At 70.4% G+C, this 19,556-nt stretch carries 10 protein-coding genes; all 10 read right to left on the bottom strand.

What is annotated here, in order from left to right; all coding sequences use genetic code 11:
• Nucleotides 1-121: 121 nt before the first annotated feature.
• On the bottom strand, nucleotides 122-2,839 hold the full coding sequence (locus ACFCZ1_RS35020; protein WP_376682325.1) for a hypothetical protein: 2,718 nt from the start codon (nucleotides 2,837-2,839) through the stop codon (nucleotides 122-124).
• Nucleotides 2,836-11,316, bottom strand: coding sequence for a toxin glutamine deamidase domain-containing protein (locus ACFCZ1_RS35015; protein ID WP_376682324.1), 8,481 nt, complete (start codon nucleotides 11,314-11,316; stop codon nucleotides 2,836-2,838). The genes ACFCZ1_RS35020 and ACFCZ1_RS35015 overlap by 4 nt, the downstream gene beginning before the upstream one ends.
• 6 nt (nucleotides 11,317-11,322) lie before the next feature.
• Complete coding sequence (locus ACFCZ1_RS35010; protein WP_376682323.1) at nucleotides 11,323-11,643, bottom strand: hypothetical protein; 321 nt, start codon at nucleotides 11,641-11,643, stop codon at nucleotides 11,323-11,325.
• Complete coding sequence (locus tag ACFCZ1_RS35005) at nucleotides 11,640-12,104, bottom strand: YbaB/EbfC family nucleoid-associated protein (protein ID WP_376682322.1); 465 nt, start codon at nucleotides 12,102-12,104, stop codon at nucleotides 11,640-11,642. The genes ACFCZ1_RS35010 and ACFCZ1_RS35005 overlap by 4 nt, the downstream gene beginning before the upstream one ends.
• A gap of 62 nt (nucleotides 12,105-12,166) precedes the next feature.
• Nucleotides 12,167-15,064 (bottom strand): AAWKG family protein, encoded by a 2,898-nt coding sequence (locus ACFCZ1_RS35000; RefSeq protein WP_376682321.1) that lies wholly within the window; start codon nucleotides 15,062-15,064, stop codon nucleotides 12,167-12,169.
• A 51-nt stretch (nucleotides 15,065-15,115) separates the two neighbouring features.
• Nucleotides 15,116-15,601 (bottom strand): type VII secretion system-associated protein, encoded by a 486-nt coding sequence (locus tag ACFCZ1_RS34995; protein ID WP_376682320.1) that lies wholly within the window; start codon nucleotides 15,599-15,601, stop codon nucleotides 15,116-15,118.
• Nucleotides 15,602-15,704: 103 nt separating this feature from the next.
• Nucleotides 15,705-16,025 carry a WXG100 family type VII secretion target gene (locus tag ACFCZ1_RS34990; RefSeq protein WP_376682319.1) on the bottom strand — a complete coding sequence of 107 codons (321 nt, stop codon included), beginning with the start codon at nucleotides 16,023-16,025 and terminating at the stop codon, nucleotides 15,705-15,707.
• Between the two features lie 55 nt (nucleotides 16,026-16,080).
• Nucleotides 16,081-16,431, bottom strand: a complete 351-nt coding sequence (locus ACFCZ1_RS34985; RefSeq protein ID WP_365957254.1) for a hypothetical protein — start codon at nucleotides 16,429-16,431, stop codon at nucleotides 16,081-16,083.
• A 137-nt stretch (nucleotides 16,432-16,568) separates the two neighbouring features.
• A complete protein-coding gene (gene eccB / locus ACFCZ1_RS34980; RefSeq protein WP_376682318.1) occupies nucleotides 16,569-18,059 on the bottom strand; it encodes a type VII secretion protein EccB in 1,491 nt (496 codons plus the stop codon).
• Nucleotides 18,060-18,085: 26 nt separating this feature from the next.
• A complete protein-coding gene (gene eccD, locus ACFCZ1_RS34975) occupies nucleotides 18,086-19,489 on the bottom strand; it encodes a type VII secretion integral membrane protein EccD (protein ID WP_376682317.1) in 1,404 nt (467 codons plus the stop codon).
• Between the last annotated feature and the right edge of the window lie 67 nt (nucleotides 19,490-19,556).

Raw genomic sequence — 19,556 nt, 5'->3', positions numbered from 1 at the left:
CAGGGTTTGGCCGCGCCGGGGAGGGCCCCCGCTCCCGGATCGCCGCTCACGACGGGGAGCGCGGCTGCGTGCAACACCGGGTCTCCCCCGGTCGTCCCGGGTCGGCCGGCTGCGGATGTCGTCATTGCGATGACCTGCTTTCCAGGGTGTTCGTGGTCACCGGCGCGGAGGCCGGTGATGCTGGGAGGTACGAGCCGAGGTGGCCGGTGCAGTACCGCGGCCAGGTCCCGGCGGCCGACGGGACGACGGTTCCCCGGCATGCCGCGTCCTCCAGCCGGGAAAGGGCGTCGGCGGCGGGAAGGCTCCGCCCGGAACCGGTGGCGCCGGGCGGAGTCTCGTTGAGCAACAGACGAGCGGGCAGTTCGCCGGTGGCGGGGTACGCGGCGCACACGTACAACCGGGTGCCCGGCAGGATGACGATCCGCTCGGGCACGCCGGCGGCGTCCGCGCCGCCGAACAACGCGCCCGTACGGCGTCCCGAGGTGGTGCGGATGGCGTACCGCCCGAGCGCGGCCGGCAGCAACGGTTCGGCTACGGCCACGGGAAACGCGGCGACGGGTTCCTCGACGAGGATCCAGCCGCCCGGTTCCTGCCGGGCCACCGGGTCGGTGTCCGGCTCCCAGGCTCGCAGCACCGGGCCCCGGTACGCGGGCAGGCGGCGCAGACCCGCGTTCAGGCAAGCCCAGTACGCCGCCGTGGCCGGGTCGCCCTGCCGCATTCCCTCCCGCAGCGCCGTCGCCCCGAAGGCGTCCTCGTCCCCGGACGACAGAAACAGGTGCGCGGCGACCAACTCGGCTTTGGCCGCGTTCTCGTCCCTGGTCCGCAGCGCGGGCATGTGGATCATCGCCCGCGACACCGCGCCGGTGTGGCGCTCCCATCGACTGCCGACCGACTCGCGGAACGTATGGCGGTGGTCGGCCGTGCACGCGGGAACGGGCCAGGAGATCGTCGCCGCAGGTCGCACAGACTCCCCGCCCGTGCCCGCCGGGTCGGGCGCGGGCACGGGACCGTCGCTCGTCACGGCCACCGCGCCGGTGGCACCTGATTGCGGACGCGGATGCGGGGTCGCCGGCACCTCCGTAAGCGGGACGCCGCCGCGCGCAACACCGGGAACGATCAGCGGCCCGACGGCCATGGGCTCGGCGGCAGCCGGAAACGGGGAGAACGGGGCCTCGGCCGTCGTGGCCGGGAGCGGGACCGACATCGATGACGAGGTCGTGATCGGAGTCGGGGCCGGAGCAGAAGCCGAGACCGATGGCGGAGCGAGAGCCGGGGCCGGTGCCGAGGGCCGACCGGGGTCTCGGCCCGCGCCCGGGCCGACGCCGGCCTCCGCCAACGGGCACAGGTCCGGGGCGGGCGTTTCACCGGGGCCGGCCGGGGCGGCCGGGGACAGGGTGACCTGACGGGCCGCGGCCAGGCGGCGCAGGGCGTGGTGGTCCCGGGCGTGGAGGGGGCCTTCGACGGTCAGTACCGCCAGCTCGCGGAAGTCCGGTTCCAACGCGTCCAGTACGTCGGTCAGGGCCGGCCAGAAGGTCGCGTCCTGGGCGGACTCCGCGCCCGCGCCCGAGACGGCCAGCACCGGCGCCGCGGCGTTCACCGGGCGGGTGTCCAGGTCCGGGAGCGGCGGGGAGTCGCTCGCGGCGAACCACAGGCCCCAGCGAGTGAGCCGTACCTGCCACCCGTCGCCCAGGTCGAGGCCGCCGTCTCCGGTCGGGCGGGACGCGTGCACGGGCGGAGTGCGCCACGACATCGGTTCGTCCGCCGGCCGCGTGCCGTTCTCCCGTACGGGCCGGCAGGACACCGATTCCACGAACGGACGCCATGTGCCGGTGCCTTCGGCCGCGCAGACCAGCACCTGGGTGCGCTGCGCGGTGGCGAGCGGCAGGCCGGTGAGAACCTCGACCTCGTCGTCCAGCAAGTCCGCCACCGCTCGCGCGGTCGGGAGCAGGTCGCGGTGGTCGGCAGGGGCCAGTCGCAGGGCGCGTCGGGAGGAGACGGGCAGCGCGCTGAGGAGGGCGGCGACGTCCTCGGCGGGTACCGGTTCGTGGTCCGGGCTGCCGACCAGCAGCGTGGGGCGGTCGGCGTCGGCCGGTACGGCGAAGGCCAGGTCGCCCGGCGCCGGGGCGGGTGCCCGCCGGGGCCGCAACAGCAGCCCCGCCGGTATCTGTTCCGCGACGCTGTCGCCGACCTGCCGCGTCCCGATCCGGGCGATGGCGGGCTGCCAGACGGGTGCCGGGTGGCGCTGCCCGAGCGCGGTGGGCGGCTGGCCGGGGTCGCACTGCCACCAGCCGCCGCCGGGGGTGGCCGGTGCCGTGACGAACAGCGCGCCGCCAGGGGTGACGACGGCGGGGGCGTCCGGCGCCACCACGGTGATCTGCCAGGCATCGGCCAGCTGTTGGGCGAGAGGGGCCCGATCCGGGTTCTCCGGGGCGGCTGCGGCTCCGGACATGACGAGCCGTACTGCGTCGCCGTCCGCGGCCTCGTCGCCGCCCTCGTCCGTGAGCCGGCGCAACTCCGCACCCAGCGCCGGCCAGAGGGCGTCAGCCGCCGAGTCGGGCACCGCGATCAGCAGCGTGGGCATGTGGGGCACCGGCTCCACGCGGGCGGCCAGCGCGCGCAGCGTCCCGGCCTCCTCGGGGGAGGCCGCGGGGTCGCAGAGCAGCACGGTGCCGCCGAGCCGGTAGGTGCCGGGCGGGTCGGCGTCGGGGGCGTCGCCGTCGGGCGCGTCGTTGTCGGGCGCGCCGGGCTGCGCCGGTCGCCCGGCCGCCGTCGGCGGGGCCGGTTCGGGGCGGCCTACGGAGCCGAACCAGCGGGGCAGCGCGGGGCGTCGTCTGCTCACTCCTCCACCACCGTGATCACTTCATACCTCTTCATCACGGGCGGATTTCCGTTCTCGGAGACCAACTTGTCGGTCCATGCCCGCGATATCACACGGAACGTGGCACCGGGCATGTACAGGACCTCCTCCTCCCCCGCCATCTGGGAGAAGGGTGCGATGGACCGCCCGTTGTTGCCGTTGGGGGTGATTTCCAGGAGCACGCGGTGTGCCATCGGCTTGTCCGGTGCGAAGCCGAGGGCGACGTCCTCGTCGAAGCTGGTACTCGCGAGCGACTTGGTGGTGATGGTGTCCCCGGAGTAGGTGAGGGGCAGCATGCCCAACACCCCTGCAGGCGTGGACTCGTTGCCGGCCGCCCAGTCGCCCCGGTACAAGGTACCCGTCGAGGTGCCGGGCAGGACGCGCAGGGCCTCGGCCGCCATGTCGGCGTGCAGCTTGGCCTCCTTGACGATGTCCGGCATGCGCTCGTCCAGCAGCCTGTTGATCTCGGCCTTGGCTGCGTCGGCGGCAACGGTGTCGGCTGCCGCCGTCGCGTTGTCGTACGCGACCAACTGGGCGTCCACCACGGCGTCGAAGAAGAGCGTCGGGGGCTCGAGCGCCTCGTTCGCGAGCGCCTTCTCCACCATGCCGTCGAGCACATGGCGCGCCGCGAGGGCGAAGGTGTCGACGACCGGCAGCTTGCCGTCGGCACTCAGATTCCGTTCGATGGCGAGGTTGATCAGCTGGTGATTGGGGCCGGTGTAGGCGACCAGTGCCAGGGCGTGGGCCTCGGTGAAGTCCGTCGCCAACTGGGCGAACCGGTCCGGTGTGGTGATGCCGTGAGCCGTCAGCCAGTTGTGGAGCACGTCGTTCCCGGAGCTGCCGAGGGCGTTCTTCTCGAGCTCCATGGCCTCCATGACGTCCTTCGCCAGCCTCCGTTCGTCGGCTCCGAGGGCCTTGAATCCGTCGTCCAGCGCGTGCTCGTAGTAGACGCGTTCGTGCGGCAGCATCTTCAGCTGACCGCCCGCGATGTCACGCAGGGCGGCCATGTCGAACTCCGGGCCGAGCGCGGTCAGGCTGCGGTACATGGACGCGGCGTCGGTGAGGTCGAAGGTGCGGCCACCGGTGCCTTCGAAACCGGCCATGTCCGCGCCGCGCAGGATCTCGTAGAGCGAATGGTCGTTGTGCAGGCGCATCCAGCCGATCAGACCGACGACGAAGTCCGCCTGGGTGGTGCCGTCGACGTTGAGCCAGCTGAAGGCGCTGAGCATGCGCGTCGTGGTGCCCGACAGCCCGGCGATCACCGGGTGGCCGCGGCCGGCCATGTCCCGGGTCCACTGCGAGTCGGGGTCCAGGGAGTAGTACGCCTCGCCGCCGGTGGACCGCAGCGGGAACTCGGGGCCCTCGGCGCCCGGAGGGAGGTCGGCGGATCGCGATGTCGTCTGTACCTTCTCCTCGAAGAGGAGTTGCACCTCTTGGACGGTGTAGTGGGAGTCGAGGGTGCCCGGCATTTCCGGATCCCTTTCGGCACGGTACTTCACGTCGATCACCGGGCGGTCGGCTGTGCTGTTCTCGGCGCGGATCCTCTCGACGTCCGGCAGCCCGTCCGGAAGGAGGTGCACGTTCGCGAGGTCCAGGGCCACCATCGTGACCCCGAGGCCGCGGGTCAGCTCCTGGTGTTCGGACAGGAATCGCAACTCGCGTGCGCTGAGCTCGGCCTCACGTGCCCGCAGATGCGTCGGAGTGAGCTTTCCGGCCCCCCAGTGCTGGTCGAGCTCCGGTCGCGCCTTGCGGTAGATCTGACTGAGGGTCATTTCCACCAGATCGCCGAACAGGCCGTCCTTGAAGCTGATCAGATTCCCCAGCGCGAAGGGGTCCTGGGCGAAGAGGTGCGCCTGCCCGGGGGACGCCGTGCTCACGGCGGCGTGGAGGGCCTTCTGGGTGGACGAGAAGAGGTGCTCGCTGTAGCTCTTCAACGCCGCGTCGTCGAGTCCCAGGTCCCGGGCCTTCGCCCAGTCCTTCGACTGCATGATCCCGAGCAGCACCTTCTTGAAGTCCCGGACCTCCGGCGTGTTCGAGTTGCCGGCCGCGTAGTACGCGGCGTTGTAGAAGGCGGTGAACTTCTCGCGGGGATTCCCCTGGGTGAGCATGGTCAGGGTCTCGATGGGGACGAGATCGGAATGTGCGATCTGGCCGGCGCTTCCGGCGTCGTTCTTCAGGAACGGCTTCAGCGCGGTCTCGGTGTCGGGCGCGGGGCCGTGGAAGGCGTCGAGGACGGTACTCAGCTTCGCCAGGGCCCGGGTGACGGGCGACCCGACGTCGAGGTCGGGGCCTGTGCCCCGGCTGAGCTTGTACGCGTGGGCCGCCACGTCCGTCTCGAAACGCGAGGCGATCTCACCCCACCCCGGGAGGCCGACGACGGGCCGCCGGTCGAAGATCCGCTGAAGGCCCTCGCCCTCCCCTCCGGGCAGCATTCCGAACTCGTGGGCCGGGCCGCCGGTGTCGCGGTCGTGGTAGAGCGACTCGTCGTACCGGCCGTCGCCCCTGAGCAACTCGCCGCCGCCGTCGCGGACGTGTGCCCATACGTTCTGCTGCGACCCGTCGCCGCCGGGCAGGAGGCGGAGATCGGGGCCGGAGTCCGGGATGTCCCGGACGGTGTGCTGCTGGGGGTCGACGAGCTGGAGGCGGCCGTCGCTGCCGTGCAGGACCGTGACGGCGTGGCCGATCCTGCCGTCCTCGGCCACCAGCAGGACGCCGCGGGAACCGGGGCCGCCCGCGCGGACGAGCGACACGACCTGTTCCACGGCCTGTGGTCCGCGCCCGTAGTGCCAGGCGGGACCCTCGCTCTTGGACAGCTCCCAGACGGCCCGCCGCTCGGTCTGGGCCTCGGGAAGCGTGCCCGCGGCGCGGGGGTGCCCGTCGAGGGTGTCCCAGAGCGCCAGGTTGGCTTCGAGGCAGTTGGTACGGCTGCCGCTGGGGTCGATGTACCGCAGCAGTTCCGGGGTGACGTCGGGCGGCCGGTTCCCCTGCGCGTCCAGGGAGGCCACGTGGTCGATGACCGCCTGATGCTGCTCCGGGGTGGGCGGGAGGAGGCCCCGGCCGGTCAGTCCCCGGTCGCCCTGGGGCGCGTCGGTATAGGGGCGCTTGGCCGGGTTCGGCTCGTCGAGGTCGGGGGTGTGGGGACGCCGGAGACCACCGCCGGGCCGGTCGGAGCCGGTGGTCCGGTCACTGTCCCCCATGATGGCGCGGAAGGCGTCGTCGGCGAGCGACGAGGGCAGCTCCGAGGAGAGCGTGCTCATGCTCCAGGCGGTGCCGAGCAGCGTGTCCGGGGCGGCGGTGGTGGTGGTCCGGGACTCGGGCAGCGGGTAGACGCCCATGCCGAGGGTGTTGATCTCGCTCCGGGTCTTGAGCTTCGCCCGTAGCGTCGCCGCTCCGAACCTCGTGTTGTCGTCCATGACATGGACTTCGCGCAGGGCGCCGTCCGCGCCGGGGAGCTCGTTCCCGTCGTTGAACACGGCGATCCCGCCCTCGGTCAGCACGGAGTTCTTGAGGGCCATCCCGTGGGCGACGACGATCTGGATGTCGGCCTTCGGCCTGCCCTCCTCCCATTCCGCGAGGGCACGCTTGTTGTGGTGGTCGAGGCAGATCTCAAGGGCGATCGTACGGTTGCCCACGGTGAACAACGCCTTGTCGGTCACCGATCTGCCCGCCGCGACGAAGTCGTTGCGGCGTGCTTCGTTCAGCTGCTCGGCAGCCGCTCTGTCCGACTCGCTCAGCGTGGCGCGGACGTCCTTGTTCGGGCCGTAGCCGACGACGTCCGATCCCTCGCCCACTTTGGTCGTCTCGTGCACCAGCCGGCCGTTGAGCACCACGGAGGTGCCGGCCTTGAGGACCGTCCCTGTCCCGTTGGGCTCGGACCATACCGTCGAGCCCGGCACGATCAGCAGCCCCGGGTGCCGGGCGCTCAGCTCGACCATCGCGGTGGTGATCATCTCCTTCTCGCCCCGGGTGAAGGGGATCTCGGGCCGCTTGAAGAACCATTCGGGGGCGGTGACGACTCCCAGCAGACCCTCCTCCTGCCCCTGGCGGTGGGCGTCGAATTCGGCGTACGCCTGCTCGACCCGTCCGCTCAGCATCTCGATGCGGATGTCGACCTCAGTGGGCCTGGTCGGCATCGTGGCCGACAGCCGCCGCCTCGCGGCCTCGTGGAGGGCGGCCGAATCGCCGGTGAAACTTCCGTCGGTCTCGGTCATGGCCCCCGCGGAGTAGACCGCGACCCGGTCGTACGCCACGGAGGGAAGGGCCTTGCCGTACCCCTCGACCCGGCCGCGCGAGGCCTCCGTGAGGCGCAGGCGCTCCTCGTCGACCGACCGCAGCAGGTCGGCGACCGCGCCCGCACGCGGGTTGTCCACGTCGGCGCCGACGAACGCGCGCTTCGACGTCTGCCAGCCCTCGATGGCCTGCTGCAAGGTGCCCAGCGTGTTCAGGTGCTGTGCCGGGTCGGCGGCATGGTGTTCGGTGAGGGCCCTGTCGATGGCGACCAGGTCCGGCGAGCGCCCGGACATGCGCCGGCTCGACGTGTCCACCCACTGTCCGGGGTCGGGCAGCTTCTCCGTCCAGGAGCCCGTCCCGTTCTTGCCGCCGAGTGGACCGGTCTCCGCCGACGGGCCCGTTTCCGGCCCGAACTCCCCGTGCGTGGCCAGGAACTCCAGCCGGTCGGGCCCGGGCGGGAGATCGGCGAGGCGGCCCGTCTGACCGTCGAGGAAGACGATGCCGTTGGCGTCGTGGACCACGTTGAAGACGTGAGCCACGCGCTCACCGCCGCTGCCGACGACGACCATGCCGCGCGCGCCCGGCCCGGCCGCCTGGAGCGTCGCCGTGAGGTTTTCGTACGACCGTACGGTCACGGGCGGGCGGTCCCGGTAGTTGGCCAGGTGCTCGGCGGGGCTGAGTTCGCTCGGCGGGGCCTGGTGGCCTTCGCCCTCGGCCAGCGAGAGGTCGGTGGCGATCGCGGTCAGCAAGCAGTTGGTGCGGGCCTCTTCGATGCTGTCGCGGTACGGATTGACGTCCCCCAGCCACGGATAGTCGCGCGCCAGCATCTGCGCCTGCGCCTGCTCGTGCGCGGGATCGTTGAAGACCATGCGCGGATCGCCGGGCCGGACGGGCGGCGGCGCGGCGCCGAGCAGGCCGTCGTCGGAGCTGGTGGTGGGGGTGTGGGTAGGGCCGGTGGTGGGGGTGTGGGTCGGGCGGGTGGTGGTGCTGGTGGTGTCGGTCTCGGTGGCCACGAGGGTCTTGTCGATCGCACGCTTCAGCACGTCGTGGTAGCCGTCGGACGACTCGCCGTCCGCGCGCCGCGGCCGCTCGGCCTCGAACCTCTCGGGGTCGGCCGACAGCAGCTTGTAGGAGTCGAATTCGGCGATTCCGTCGAACGCCTCGTTCTTGAACGCGTCCCCGACGAGCGACTCCTTGTTCCGCTCCAGCCCTACCGGTGGCAGGGAGAACAGCTCGACGTTCTTGGCCCACTCCTTCCGGGCGACGGTGTTGACGTAGGCGTCGAATTCGAAGACGCCGCGAGGCCGGGCGATCTTGTCGTAGGTGCCCTTGATGTTCCTGCCGTCGATGTCCTGGTGGATGGCGAAAGCCTTGACCGTGACGTCGTCGCGTCCGATGGACGTGAAGTACTCGCCGAGCAGCCCCTCGGCGGCGAACAGCGAACGGCCGCTCTGGGTGTAGTCGATCAGCACCAGGTCCTTGCCCGGGGGAAGCTCCGGGACGAACTCCTTGAAGTGCTCGAACAGCATCTCCCGCTGCCTGATGGTCGGCGGCGGCGACGGATCGCCGACCGCCGGGATGGACGCCGCGTAGTGGATCGACGTGAAGTCGGACGGCCCCGGGCGGAAGTCGGAGAGCGGCATCGACGACGCGGTCACGCCCGCGACCTGGAGCGCCGCGATCACGGCGGCCGGGCTGCGGCCGAGGCCGAGATAAACGTTGTCCTCGGGCGGATACTTCTCCTTGATCTTCCCCGCGAGCTCGGAGACCGCTTCGAGCACCATGCCCTGCTCATGGGTGTGCGTCGTGGTGGACCACTCGGCCAGGTCCCTGCGGAAGCGCGCCGCGTCGCCCTGGGCGTAGACGTGCTGGGTGGAGTCGGCCCGGTAGAGGAAGCCGTCGAGCGCGTTGACGATTCCGCCGCTCTTCACCTCGATCCCGGAGTCGACCAGCCATTGTTCCGCCGAGCGCGGCGTCAGACCGATGACATCACCCTGGGGGGTGATGAGCCGGACGTTCGCCGACTCCGTGTGCGGGACGAACGACTGGTTCCCGTCCGCGATCTGCCAACGCCCGGTGTTGGTGAGCGGGGTCCGGGCCGGAGGGGGTGGCGCCGCAGTGGTGCTGGCCGTGAACTCGGGGGCGGCTCCGAGCAGGCTCCCCGCAGAGGAGGCGGTGGCCACGGGAGAGGGGTCCGGGTCGACGACGAGGTGCTGCAGGCCTTCGCCGTCCGATGCGGTGTCGGAGTGCGCGTCGGAGCCGGTCCCGGGGCCCGGCTCCGTTTCGGTCGCCGATTCCGTCGCCGGCCGGACCGGTGCGGTTCCGTCGCTGTCCGGTCCGGTGTCGGAGTGTTCGTCGGAGCCCGTCTCCGAGCCCGTCTCGGAGCGCGTCTCGGAGCCCGTCTCGGAGCCCGTCTCCGATTCGGTCGCCGGACGGACGGGGGCGGTGGCCTCCGGTGCGGTGGAGGTGTCGCTCGTGGCGACCTTCCTCGGTGATGCCTCCGAGGGCGTGGTGTTCCTGTTCTCCGTCGTGCCGCTGCCTGGCGTGGACGCGGTGGCCGGGCGGGCGCCGCCCGCCGAAGCTCCGGCCGTTACCGGGGCCGGAGCCGGGGCGGACGCGGGTGGGGCCGACGCGGTGACGACAGGGGCCGGCGCGGTGACGACGGGGGTCGGCGCTTCGGGGGCGCCTTCGGCCGTCGTGGAGTGGTCCTCGGTACTCGGCGTGTTCGAGGTCTCCGTCTCCTCGTCCGCCGCGCCCCAGTACGCCTCCCAGTCCGAGTCCGTCACCTCGTCGATGACCAGCTCGGAGAGGTTCGTTTCGCTCTCCGCCTCGGTACTGGACGCCTCCGCCGTGGTGGAGGTGCCGCCCTCGGCCACCGACTCCGTCGTCGACGCGCCGGCTCCCGAACCGGCCTTCGGAGGAGCGGCGTTAGCCTCCGGCGGCGCGCCGAACGCCTTCTCGTGGAGCTTGAGGCCAAGGTGCTCGCCGCCCGCGTTCGCCAGGTGCCCGAGCCGCCCGCCCACCACGCCCGACCCGAAGGTCAGCCATGTGCTCTCGAAATTGTGCTGGTCACTGAAGATGGCGTTGTAGGTGCCCTCGGCCAGTACCTGGGTGACACCGTCGGTGACCGCCATGCCCAGGTGATTGCCGAAACTGCGCAGCAGGTCACGGGCCAGGTTGTCCGGCAGGCCCTTGGTCAGGGCCTTCATCAGGTCGGCGCTGATGACGCCCTCCAGCGAGTCCAGCGTGCCGCGCAGCGCCTTGGGCAGCCCGGCCTTGCCGAAGTTGTCCAACAGCTCCTTCGCCCACTTCTCGCCGGCCTCGCGCGCCAGGGCCCTCTCGGCACTGGTGCCCACGTTGTCCGCGAACGCCTTGCCGACGTCCTTGACGAGCGCGTTCCTGGCCGCCTCACTGAGGGGTCCGTTCCCCCTGGTCAACGCGCCGCCCAGGACGTCGCCGAGGTCCTTGCCCAGCGCCTTGTTGCCGCCGGCGTTGGTGATGATGTTGGTGATGTCCTTCTTGGCGTTCTTGCCGAAGAGGTTCCCGAGCCCCTTGCCGAACAGGCCGCCCAGGTGCGCCATGGGCAGCGAGATCAGGCCCTGGATGGCACCGAACTTCACGGCCTGGATGGTCGACTCGGTGTCGAACTTGTCGCGGGTGCCTTCGAGGAGCTGGATCCACTGGACCATGCTGTCCATCGCGGCGCCCATGCCCATGCTGATGACCTCGTGCATGACCAGCATGCCGATCACGCGGGCGATCATGTTCTGCATGAAGAACGTGGCGACCGCCTCCCCCGCCAGGTATTCGAGGATCGAGGCGCCACCGGTGATGAAGGCCAGTGCCAGCGCGATCGCCATCTCCAGCAGGAGTTCGATGCACTGGGCGATGATCATGTACTTGACGTACTGGATCTGGGTCGCCGCCTCCGAGGTGAACTCGGCGATCATGGCGGCCTGGCCGGACATCGTCTTGATGTAGTCGATGCCCGAACCGTCGATGAAGGGCGCCATGGCGTCCCGGTACTGCTTCGCCGCCGGTCCGGTGAACGAGCTCGCGGTGTATTTCACACAGTCGTTCAGGATCTGGGGCAACGCCTCGAGCCTCTGCCTGAGCTCGTGGTGCACCTGGGCGAGCAGGAACATCTTGTCTTCATTGCCGTCGGGCATCTTCATGCCTGTCAGCACTTCCATGAAGGGGACGATGTCCTTGGGTACCTGGATCGCCATGGGGCGCTACTTCTTCCCGCCGTGACGGCCGATCGTGTCGTTCACGTGGTTCTGCGTGTGCTGGAGCCTGTTCGCGCCGTCGAAGACGGTGTTGGCACTGGCGTCAACGGCGTTGCCGTAGGCGATGACCGCGTCGTGGAGCAGCACTCCGGCCGACTCGTACTGCTTGCGGAACGCCGCGCCGATCTCTTCGGTCCCGGCGTACTCCGACCAGCCCCGCGTGCCCTCGCGGAAGTCCGCGATCATGTCGTGGACGTAGGTGGAGACGTCACCGGTCGTGACGGCTCCCGTCTTCATGTGGTAGGTCGAGGCCTTGAGCTCGCTCATCGGCTGTCCTTGTCGTCGTCTTCGGTGATCTCGTCGGCGAGCCCCGAGCGGGCGGACGCGCCGGACGAGGGCGGACGGACCGGCGGAGTGGCGATGCCCTCCTCCTTGAGCGGCCCGAACAGACTCTCCCAGTTCAGGGGTTGCCCGTCTCCCAACTTCCGGCCACTCAGGGGCTGGAACGCCTCCAGGACCTGCTGGCGTACCTGCGTACGGGCCTCGCCCATCGTCTGCATCAGTACGGCGGCGAGTTCGGCGGGCGGCAGGCTGCGGTACTTGGAGTTGGGGAAGCGCAGCCCGGTGACATTGCCCTGGGCGTCGACCGTCACCTCGACCGACCGGTCCTTGGCGGTGACGGTGACGCTGGCGGTCTGGAACTCCCGTTGCAGATCCATGATTTGGGCCCGGCGTTCCTCGAACTGGGCCATCGACTGGGCGATGCGGTCCTCCATGGGGTTGCCCACGGCGGTTCCTCCTCGGTGCGGTGCGGTGACGGGGTGTGTGGTCGCTGGGGTCGCTGCGGGGGTCAGCGGCCGATCACGGCGGGGGCGCCGCCTTCGTCCGTACCCCAGACGTCCTCGTCGGCCGACAGCCAGGTGACGCGCTCCCGCTCGTCGCTCTGGGTTCCCATGCCGGGTGCGCCGCCTCCGCCTCCGCCGGGCGGCATCATCGGCATTCCGCCGGCTCCGCTCGACGTGGTCGCGGGGCGGGCGCCGCCCGTCAGCGCGGCCTGTTCGGCGGTGGTGACCGGAACGGACGTGCGCTGCGCCGGTGTTCCCGGCGTCACGGCCCGGCCGGCCGGCAGGCTGGTCGACTCCAAGGGCGCGGCCGAGCGGTACGCGGAACCGCTGGTGCCGGTGTTGAGGCCCGCCGCCAGGTTCGTCGTGTACGAGCCCGTGCCGTGCGGACTGGACACCGGTCCGATCCGGTCCAGATTCAGGGGATTCGGCGCCGGCCTGCTGATCAGCGCCGCGGTGGTGGTCACCCGGCCGTCCGGGGCGGTGGTGTGCGTGCTGCCGTCCCGGTAGGTGGTGATCACCGTGCCGTCCGGCAGGTTCTTGGTGACGGTGCCGTCCGCGTACGTGGTGGTCGTGGAGCCGTCGCTGCCGTGCTGGACCTTCGGCCCGCCGTTCTGCGCTCCGCCGTCCGAGGCTCCGAGGTGGGTGGTGGAGGAACTGCCGGAGGAGTCCTTGGTGGTGAGCGTGCCGTCCGGCTCCAGGACGGTACTGCTGCCGTCCTTGTAATGGGTGGTGACCTTGCCGTCCGTGCCGACCTCGGCGGTGCTGCCATCGGCGTAGCGGATGGTCGAGGTGCCGTCCTTCAGATCGGAGACCGTTCTGGTGCCGCCGGGGTCCGTGGTGGTGACGATGCCCTTGCCGGGGTCGATCGTGGTCTTCGTGCCGTTGATGTGCGTCGAGGTGGTGCTGCCGTCGGCGTTGAAGGTCGTGGTGCCGCCGTCGGGGTTGTGGACCACGGTTCCGGGGGCGGGGCGGGTGACCGTGCTGTGGCCGGAGGCGTCGGTGGTGACGAGCTTCCCGTCCTTGGAGTGGACGGTGCTGCTGCCGTCCTGGAAGTGCGTGGTGGACGTGCCGTCCTTGGTGATGGTGGTGCGGGTGCCGTCCGGGTAGGTGACGGTTTCGCTGCCGTCCTTGTGCAGCACGGTGGTGCTGCCGTCAGGGGTGGCGGTGGTGGTCGTACCGTCCTTGGCGACCGTGGTGGTGGTGCCGTCCGGGAACTTGGTGCTGCGGGAGCCGTCCGACGGGTTGTACGTGGTCAGGCTGCCGTCCGGGTTCTTGACCGTCCTGGGGCCGGGGCCCGGACCGCCGGGGAACAGCGGGTTGGGGTTGTTGGGCAGCAGCGAACGCGGCGGGCCCGTGACGGTCTTGCGGCCGTCCGGGAAGGTCGTCACCACGGTGCCGTCCGGATGGCGCGTGACGGTACTGCCGTCTTTGTTGCGGGTGGTCGTGCTGCCGTCCGGATTGCGGGTCGTGACGCTTCCGTCGGGATTCTTCACCGAGCCGTTGCCGAGGGGGTTGGTGTGCAGGCCGTCCCCGAGGTTCTTCGTCTCCTTCTTGAGCTGATTGCCGCCGGGGCCCGCACCACCGCCGCCACCGCCACCGCCGCCCAGCAGCTTATTCATCTCGTCCTGCTTCTTGTCGTTGTCCAGTTTCTCCTTCGTCTTGTCGTCGAGCTCCTTCTTCTTGTTGTCCTCCGTCTGGTACGAGGTCAGTGACCGCAGGGTGGCGGGGGAGAATCCGGCCGCCGTTCCGCCGGTGCCGGCGGCCACCGTCTTCCAGACCTCGTTCATGGCGCTGACAGGAAGCTTTATTTTGTCGTCGAGGTTGATCTCAACGTTTCTTTCCCAGATCTTCACTGCCTCGGCCACGATGGTCGACCACGTGGAGGTGTCACCGAGATTCCCCCACACGGTCTGGGACTTGAAATCCGCGGAACTGCTGTAGTGGGCAGTGCTGCTGTATTTACCGGAGTACGTGACCGTCGACTGGACTTTGCTGAGGTTGTTCTCCTGGATCCATTTGAGCAGATCGTCCAGGATGTACTTCAGCGTGGTGGTCTGCAAGTAATGGGCTTTCGCCGGACCCGCGGGGTTGAACGTACTCCTCCGTCCGGGTATGACCACCTCCTTGGCATCGATCCAACTTTTCCAGGTCTTACACAATTCGGTCACGCATGTATGCAGTGCATTCTGTGCCTCGATCAGGGAGTCACCAAACCGGGTGGTGCTCATGTAATCGGGCGTGTGAATTCCCTTGTGCGTCGGCGTCCAGCCGGCCGGGTGCAGCTGTTTGTCGTAGCCCTGATAGGCCGTGTCGAGATCCTCCAGCAGGTGCCGGAAGAGACCTGCCGCGTTGCCCTGCCAGGCCGCATCCGGCTTGCCCAGCGCTTCGGTCCACGTAGCGAGCGTGTTCGCGTGGGCCTTGAAGAATTCCCCGACCTTATCGAACGATTTGGCCACCAGTTCGAAACTCTTGAGGTCCACCACGTCCCCGGTGGCCACCTCGTACGCACCCGATTTGAAGAACTGGGTGTTGTGGGCATCACGAAGCGTTTGCAGCGCCAGGCCGTAGCCCCAGTTATAGGATCCTGCATCCCCGCTGTCACCGAAGTGCTTTCCGGTTCCACTGCCCCAGATGAAGTCAATGCAGATCTTGTGCAGTTTGGGATACGTCTTGTTCCACGCCCCGTCAGGCTCACCACAGTACGCAAGCACGTAGTCGTGGCCGTCCACACCGGCCCCCACCGTGGTGGTGTATCCGCTCTTGATGGTCACGTTGACCCAGGGAAGCCCGCCACTGCCGGCTATCTTCGACATGTCGGCTCGGGTGGGGCCGGTAAAGCCGGTGAGCAGCCCGGCCACCACCTCCCAGTGGTTGGGATTGGTTTGGGATGCATCGGCGGCCATGGGTACGGGGCTCCAAGAGGTGAGTGCGAGGTGTCCGGCTGGCGGGTGGAATCAGGTCGTCGTGGGAGGCGGCACCGGCGGGGCCTTCGGGGGTGTGAGGTCCCGGTCGACCAGGTCCATCTCCGCGATGAAGTCCGAACTCGCGATGGAATCCAGGCTGTCGCCCTGCGTCTTCAGGTACTTCTCGATGGTCTGCTTGAGGTCCGTGTCGATGTCGCCGAAGAGCGTCTTCTGATCAGAAAGGACCTTCGCGATGGCGGCCGCGGCCTTCTGCGTATTCGTGATCATCTCCTTGCCGGAGGTGCTGATCGCCGAGCGGCCCATCGGACCGATCTTCAACTGCGCATCAGGCTTGGCTTCCTTCGACTCCATGTCCAGGGACAACGCCAGCTGTCCCATCGAATACCAGTCGTCGGGCGGCGTGGGAGGGGCGGCTATGGCCGTCAGTTCCTTGAGGAAGGGTTCCAGATCGTTCGTGATGAACAGTCTGAGGTGCTGTCCGTCGAGGTGTGTGAGGTTCTGGTTCGCAGTCGCCATGACGTAGCTCCTGGGGGCGGCGGAAGCGGAGGGAGGACGGGCGGCGCCGGCTGTCGCGACGGGAGGAGCGGCAACCGGCGCCGCCGTCCCGGAGAGAGCGGCGTCAGCCGATCTTCACGGAACTCCACATCTGCTGGAGGCTGTTCTCGGTGTACTTGTAGCTGTCCGAGATCTGTCCGAGCAGGCCGGCGTGCGAGGTGAGCATCTGCTCCAGCGCCTTGACCGCGTTGTCCCAGGCCTGCTGCTTGCCCGTGTACGCCGCCGCGTCGGCGCCGGACCAGGTCGTCTTCAGGGTGTTGAGCTCCTGGTCGAGGCTGGCGATCGTCGCCGCGATGGCCTTGGTCTGCTGGACCATGTCGTCGGCGGAGTTGTTCATGGAGCTGTAGTCGACGTGGATGAAGCCGTCGCTGGTGTTTCCGGCCATGGGTGTCTCCGTAGGGTTGTGGCGTATCGATTCAGCGGGAGGGTCGGCCCGTGATTCAGCCCGTGATGGCCTTGAAGGCCGCCTCGGAGCGGCTGAACGCCGTGTCGATCTCGGTGTTGCTCGAACCCTGCTGCTCGTTGTGCTTGGCGAGCGTCTGGTTGAGGGTGTCGACCATGCTGTCGAGGTTGCGCAGGATGACGTCGACCTGCTGGTCCCACGCGGTGAGCAGCTTCTGGAAGCCGCCGCCGTCGGAGCCCTGGTAGCCGGAACCCAGGGTGTGCTGGGTGGAGTTGACGTCGGTCCGGATGCGCATGATGCCGCTGAACGCCTGTTCCAGGGCCAGGATGCCATTGCGGGTGGAGGTGACGGACGACTGCTGTCCGTTCATGGGGTTCGCTTCCGTCATGGGGAAGTCCTTCTCAGCTCGCAGTGATCACCTGTGTGGAGGAGAAGACCGCTTCGAAAACCGACAGGTTGCACTGATGGGCAACATTCTTTCCAAAACTTCCGGCGCTCCGTCAACTCCCGGCCGATGGAAGGCCGTCAGCCGCGGCACTCATCCGGGGCGGGCGGCGCCGTCACCGTCCGGGCCGCGACTGCCGGGTCCAGGAGCGGTCCGGACGGGAGCATCGACAGCAGCCGCGAGGGCACCCCCTGGGGCGGTGTCCCGTCGTAACCCAGGGCCTTGACCCCGGCTTTGGACGCCAGCCGGTACTTCACCCCGGTGTCGGTGACGAGGTACAGGGTGCTGCCGACGGCACCGCCGCCGGCGCCGAGCGCCTGGACCAGCGCCCCACCGCCGGCCCGTACGGACACCCGGTCCACCGGCAGACAGGCCGGGGCGGTACCCAGACCCGCCGTGAACGGCTCGGCGTCGGCCGCAGCGCGGTCGAACGGCACGACCGTCAGGCCGACCCGGGGATTGGTCCCGTCCGGCCGTACGCTCACGCAGAGGCCCTCACCGGCGGCCGGGGCCAGCAGCCGGGGCGGCGCGGCCGGCAGTCCGTCCGGGGGGCCCTGCCCCGTGGGCGCACCGGTGGCCGCGCCGGCCGCCAACTGGTCGGCGCCCACCGGCAGGGCGGTGGCGGGGCCGCCCTCGTACGCCTGCCGCACGGTCTGCGGGTCCGCCAGTACCAGGGCCGCCACGGTGGCCGACACGGGCCGCAGCCCGTCGCCGGTCATCAGGTGGTACTGCTCCTGCCCGCCGGGCGGCTTGATGAGGAAGACCTGTCCGATCTTGGTGGCGGTGGCGCCCAGCGGGCGGCCGGGCGTTCCCCGGCCGGGGACGTCGGGGGCCGCCAGATCGGGGCCGGCGGGCACGCTGTCGAGGAAGGCGCCGGAGACCGGGCGCGCGGTGGCCGCCGCGTAGCCGAGGGCCTGGGCGGCGCCGTGTCCGGTGTCCAGCCGCAGCCGCCGGTCGTGCCACAGCACGTACGGGGTGCCGTCCGGGCCGGACACCAACAGCCCCTCGTCGCCGGGGTCCCGGCCCGATTCCAGCGGGTCGTGGCCGGTGGCGGGCGGGCCGATCCGCAGGGACGTGCGCGCCTTCACCGCTCCGGACGGGTCGGTGGACGTCACCGCGCAGACCAGCCAGATCCCCTTGTTGACGTCCGCGGGGGCGGGCAGGGTGCCCGGGCCTCCGGCGATGCCCACCGGCAGGCCGTGCGGGATGCCGCGCAGCGAACGGGCGGCGACCGTCTTCACGGTGGGCTGCTCGCCCAGGATCAGCCGTGCCGAGGCGTAGTCCCCGACCGGTCGCAGCGCGCCTTCCAGCAGCAGGTACCGGTTGCCGGTCTCCTTCTCGACGAGCAGGGACCGGCCGTCGCGCCAGGTCTGACCACCGCCGGGCGAGATCAGCCCGTACAGCAGGAACGCCACGGCCAGCAGCAGCGAGACCGCGATGCCGACGCCCATTCCGCGCGTGGTCCGGCCGACCGTGCTGTCCGGGGCGTCCGGGTCGGCCCGGAGCATGCCCGCGGTGAGCCTGCCGACGACGAACATGTGTGCCTGTACCTGATCACGCCTGGACTGCATGATGCCTCTTCTCCACCGTCACCCGGTCAGCTGCCGATCGCGCGTACGGCGCCGAAGACGCCGAGCACCCAGAGCGCCAGCGGCAGCAGCGCCATCGCGGCGACCGAGTGCAGCAGGTCCGCCGCGCGGCCCCAGTACGGAACCACCCGCCGGCCGGGCACCGTCCAGGACGCGATCGCCGTCATCGCGGCCACCGCCAGCAGAAGGCCGACCAGCGCGGGGCGCAGCCCCGGCGCCACCCGGGCCGAGGCGACGAACGCCAGCAGCAGCCAGCCGCCGACTCCGGGCAGCAGTACCGCGAGTCGCGACCAGGCACCGCCGATCCCCCGGGCGTGGAGCAGCAGGAGGACGGCCAGCACCCCGGCGGTGATCAGCGCCGGCAGGCGCGGGCTGTCCAGCAGCAGGCCCGCCAGGCATCCGCCGCAGACCAGTCCGGCCGCCGCGAACAGGGCGGTCATCCACTCCTCGGCCAGCGCGGCGCGGGCCACGACCAGTTGGTTGTCGTGCGGGTCGATGCCCTGCTGGAGCTCGTCGGCGTTGGTCGGGAGCGCGGGCAGCCGCAGGCCCGCGAGGCGGGCGGACAGCGCGGGCACCGCGGAGCCGAACACCACGGCCAGTACCGCCGTCATGCTCGCCGCGTGGGAGGCCGGTATCTCCATCAGCAGCATCAGCGAGCCCCACGCCACTCCGGCGAGGGCCACCACGGCCGAGGACGTCAGCAGTGGTACGTAGGCGGCCACCGCGGCCACCGCCAGTACGGCGCCGCCCGCGCCCGCCGCCGATCCGGCCAGCAGCCGGGCCCCCAGCAGCTCCCCCGAGGCAGCCGAGGCGGCGCCTCCGGTGGGCAGCAGCGCGCCCGCCAGCGCCAGATAGGGCGCCGCCATCACACCGAGGGCGGCGCCCGCGGCCGCGTCGCCGACGGCCCGGCTCGCGGAGGCGGCGCCGGCCAGTACCAGAAGACCGGCCGCCGCGGCCAGCCCGGCCCGCAACTGGCGGTCACCGCCGGGCATGGCCAGCGCCAGCAGACCGGCCGCCAGCAGCGCCACCATCACGGCGCGCAGCATCACCCGGCTGTACCGCTCGTTCCAGGAACTTCCGTGGGCGCGCATGGAGGTGGTGACCCCGTCGACCAGGTCGTCGAAGTGCACCTCCGGCAGTTGGTCGGCGCGCGGCCTCAGGTAGAGCACGTCGCCGTCGCGCAGTTCCAGCGACTGGGCGGTGCCCTCCTCGTCGAGCGGCTCGCCGCCCAGTCTCTGCAGGACCCAGCCGCCGTGGTCGAGCCCGCTCTCCTCCAGCCCCTCGCCGCCGTAGCCGACCAGCGTGGGCAGCAGGTCGGCGATCGGCACGGCGGCGGGTACGGCCAGGTCGACGACCCTTTCAGGAGTACGGACCGTGAGCCGGCAGAGGCCGGCCGCCGAGGTATCAGTCATGAACGCCACGCTTCGGTGAGGGGATTGCGATCAGGAGGAGGGGTACGGCGACGAACGGGTTGCGTCG

Source organism: Streptomyces sp. NPDC056224 (genome assembly GCF_042267665.1).
In the GTDB taxonomy this organism is placed as follows: domain Bacteria; phylum Actinomycetota; class Actinomycetes; order Streptomycetales; family Streptomycetaceae; genus Streptomyces.
Note: the sequence above shows the minus strand (reverse complement) of the source record. Positions and strands in the feature narration are given on the sequence as shown.

Coding starts and splice junctions, on each gene's coding strand:
- ACFCZ1_RS34985 (WP_365957254.1), bottom strand. CDS start 16,431: ATGACGGAAGCGAACCCCATGAACGGACAGCAGTCGTCCGTCACCTCC.
- eccD (WP_376682317.1), bottom strand. CDS start 19,489: ATGACTGATACCTCGGCGGCCGGCCTCTGCCGGCTCACGGTCCGTACT.
- ACFCZ1_RS34995 (WP_376682320.1), bottom strand. CDS start 15,601: ATGGCGACTGCGAACCAGAACCTCACACACCTCGACGGACAGCACCTC.
- ACFCZ1_RS35000 (WP_376682321.1), bottom strand. CDS start 15,064: ATGGCCGCCGATGCATCCCAAACCAATCCCAACCACTGGGAGGTGGTG.
- eccB (WP_376682318.1), bottom strand. CDS start 18,059: ATGCAGTCCAGGCGTGATCAGGTACAGGCACACATGTTCGTCGTCGGC.
- ACFCZ1_RS35010 (WP_376682323.1), bottom strand. CDS start 11,643: ATGAGCGAGCTCAAGGCCTCGACCTACCACATGAAGACGGGAGCCGTC.
- ACFCZ1_RS35015 (WP_376682324.1), bottom strand. CDS start 11,316: ATGGCGATCCAGGTACCCAAGGACATCGTCCCCTTCATGGAAGTGCTG.
- ACFCZ1_RS34990 (WP_376682319.1), bottom strand. CDS start 16,025: ATGGCCGGAAACACCAGCGACGGCTTCATCCACGTCGACTACAGCTCC.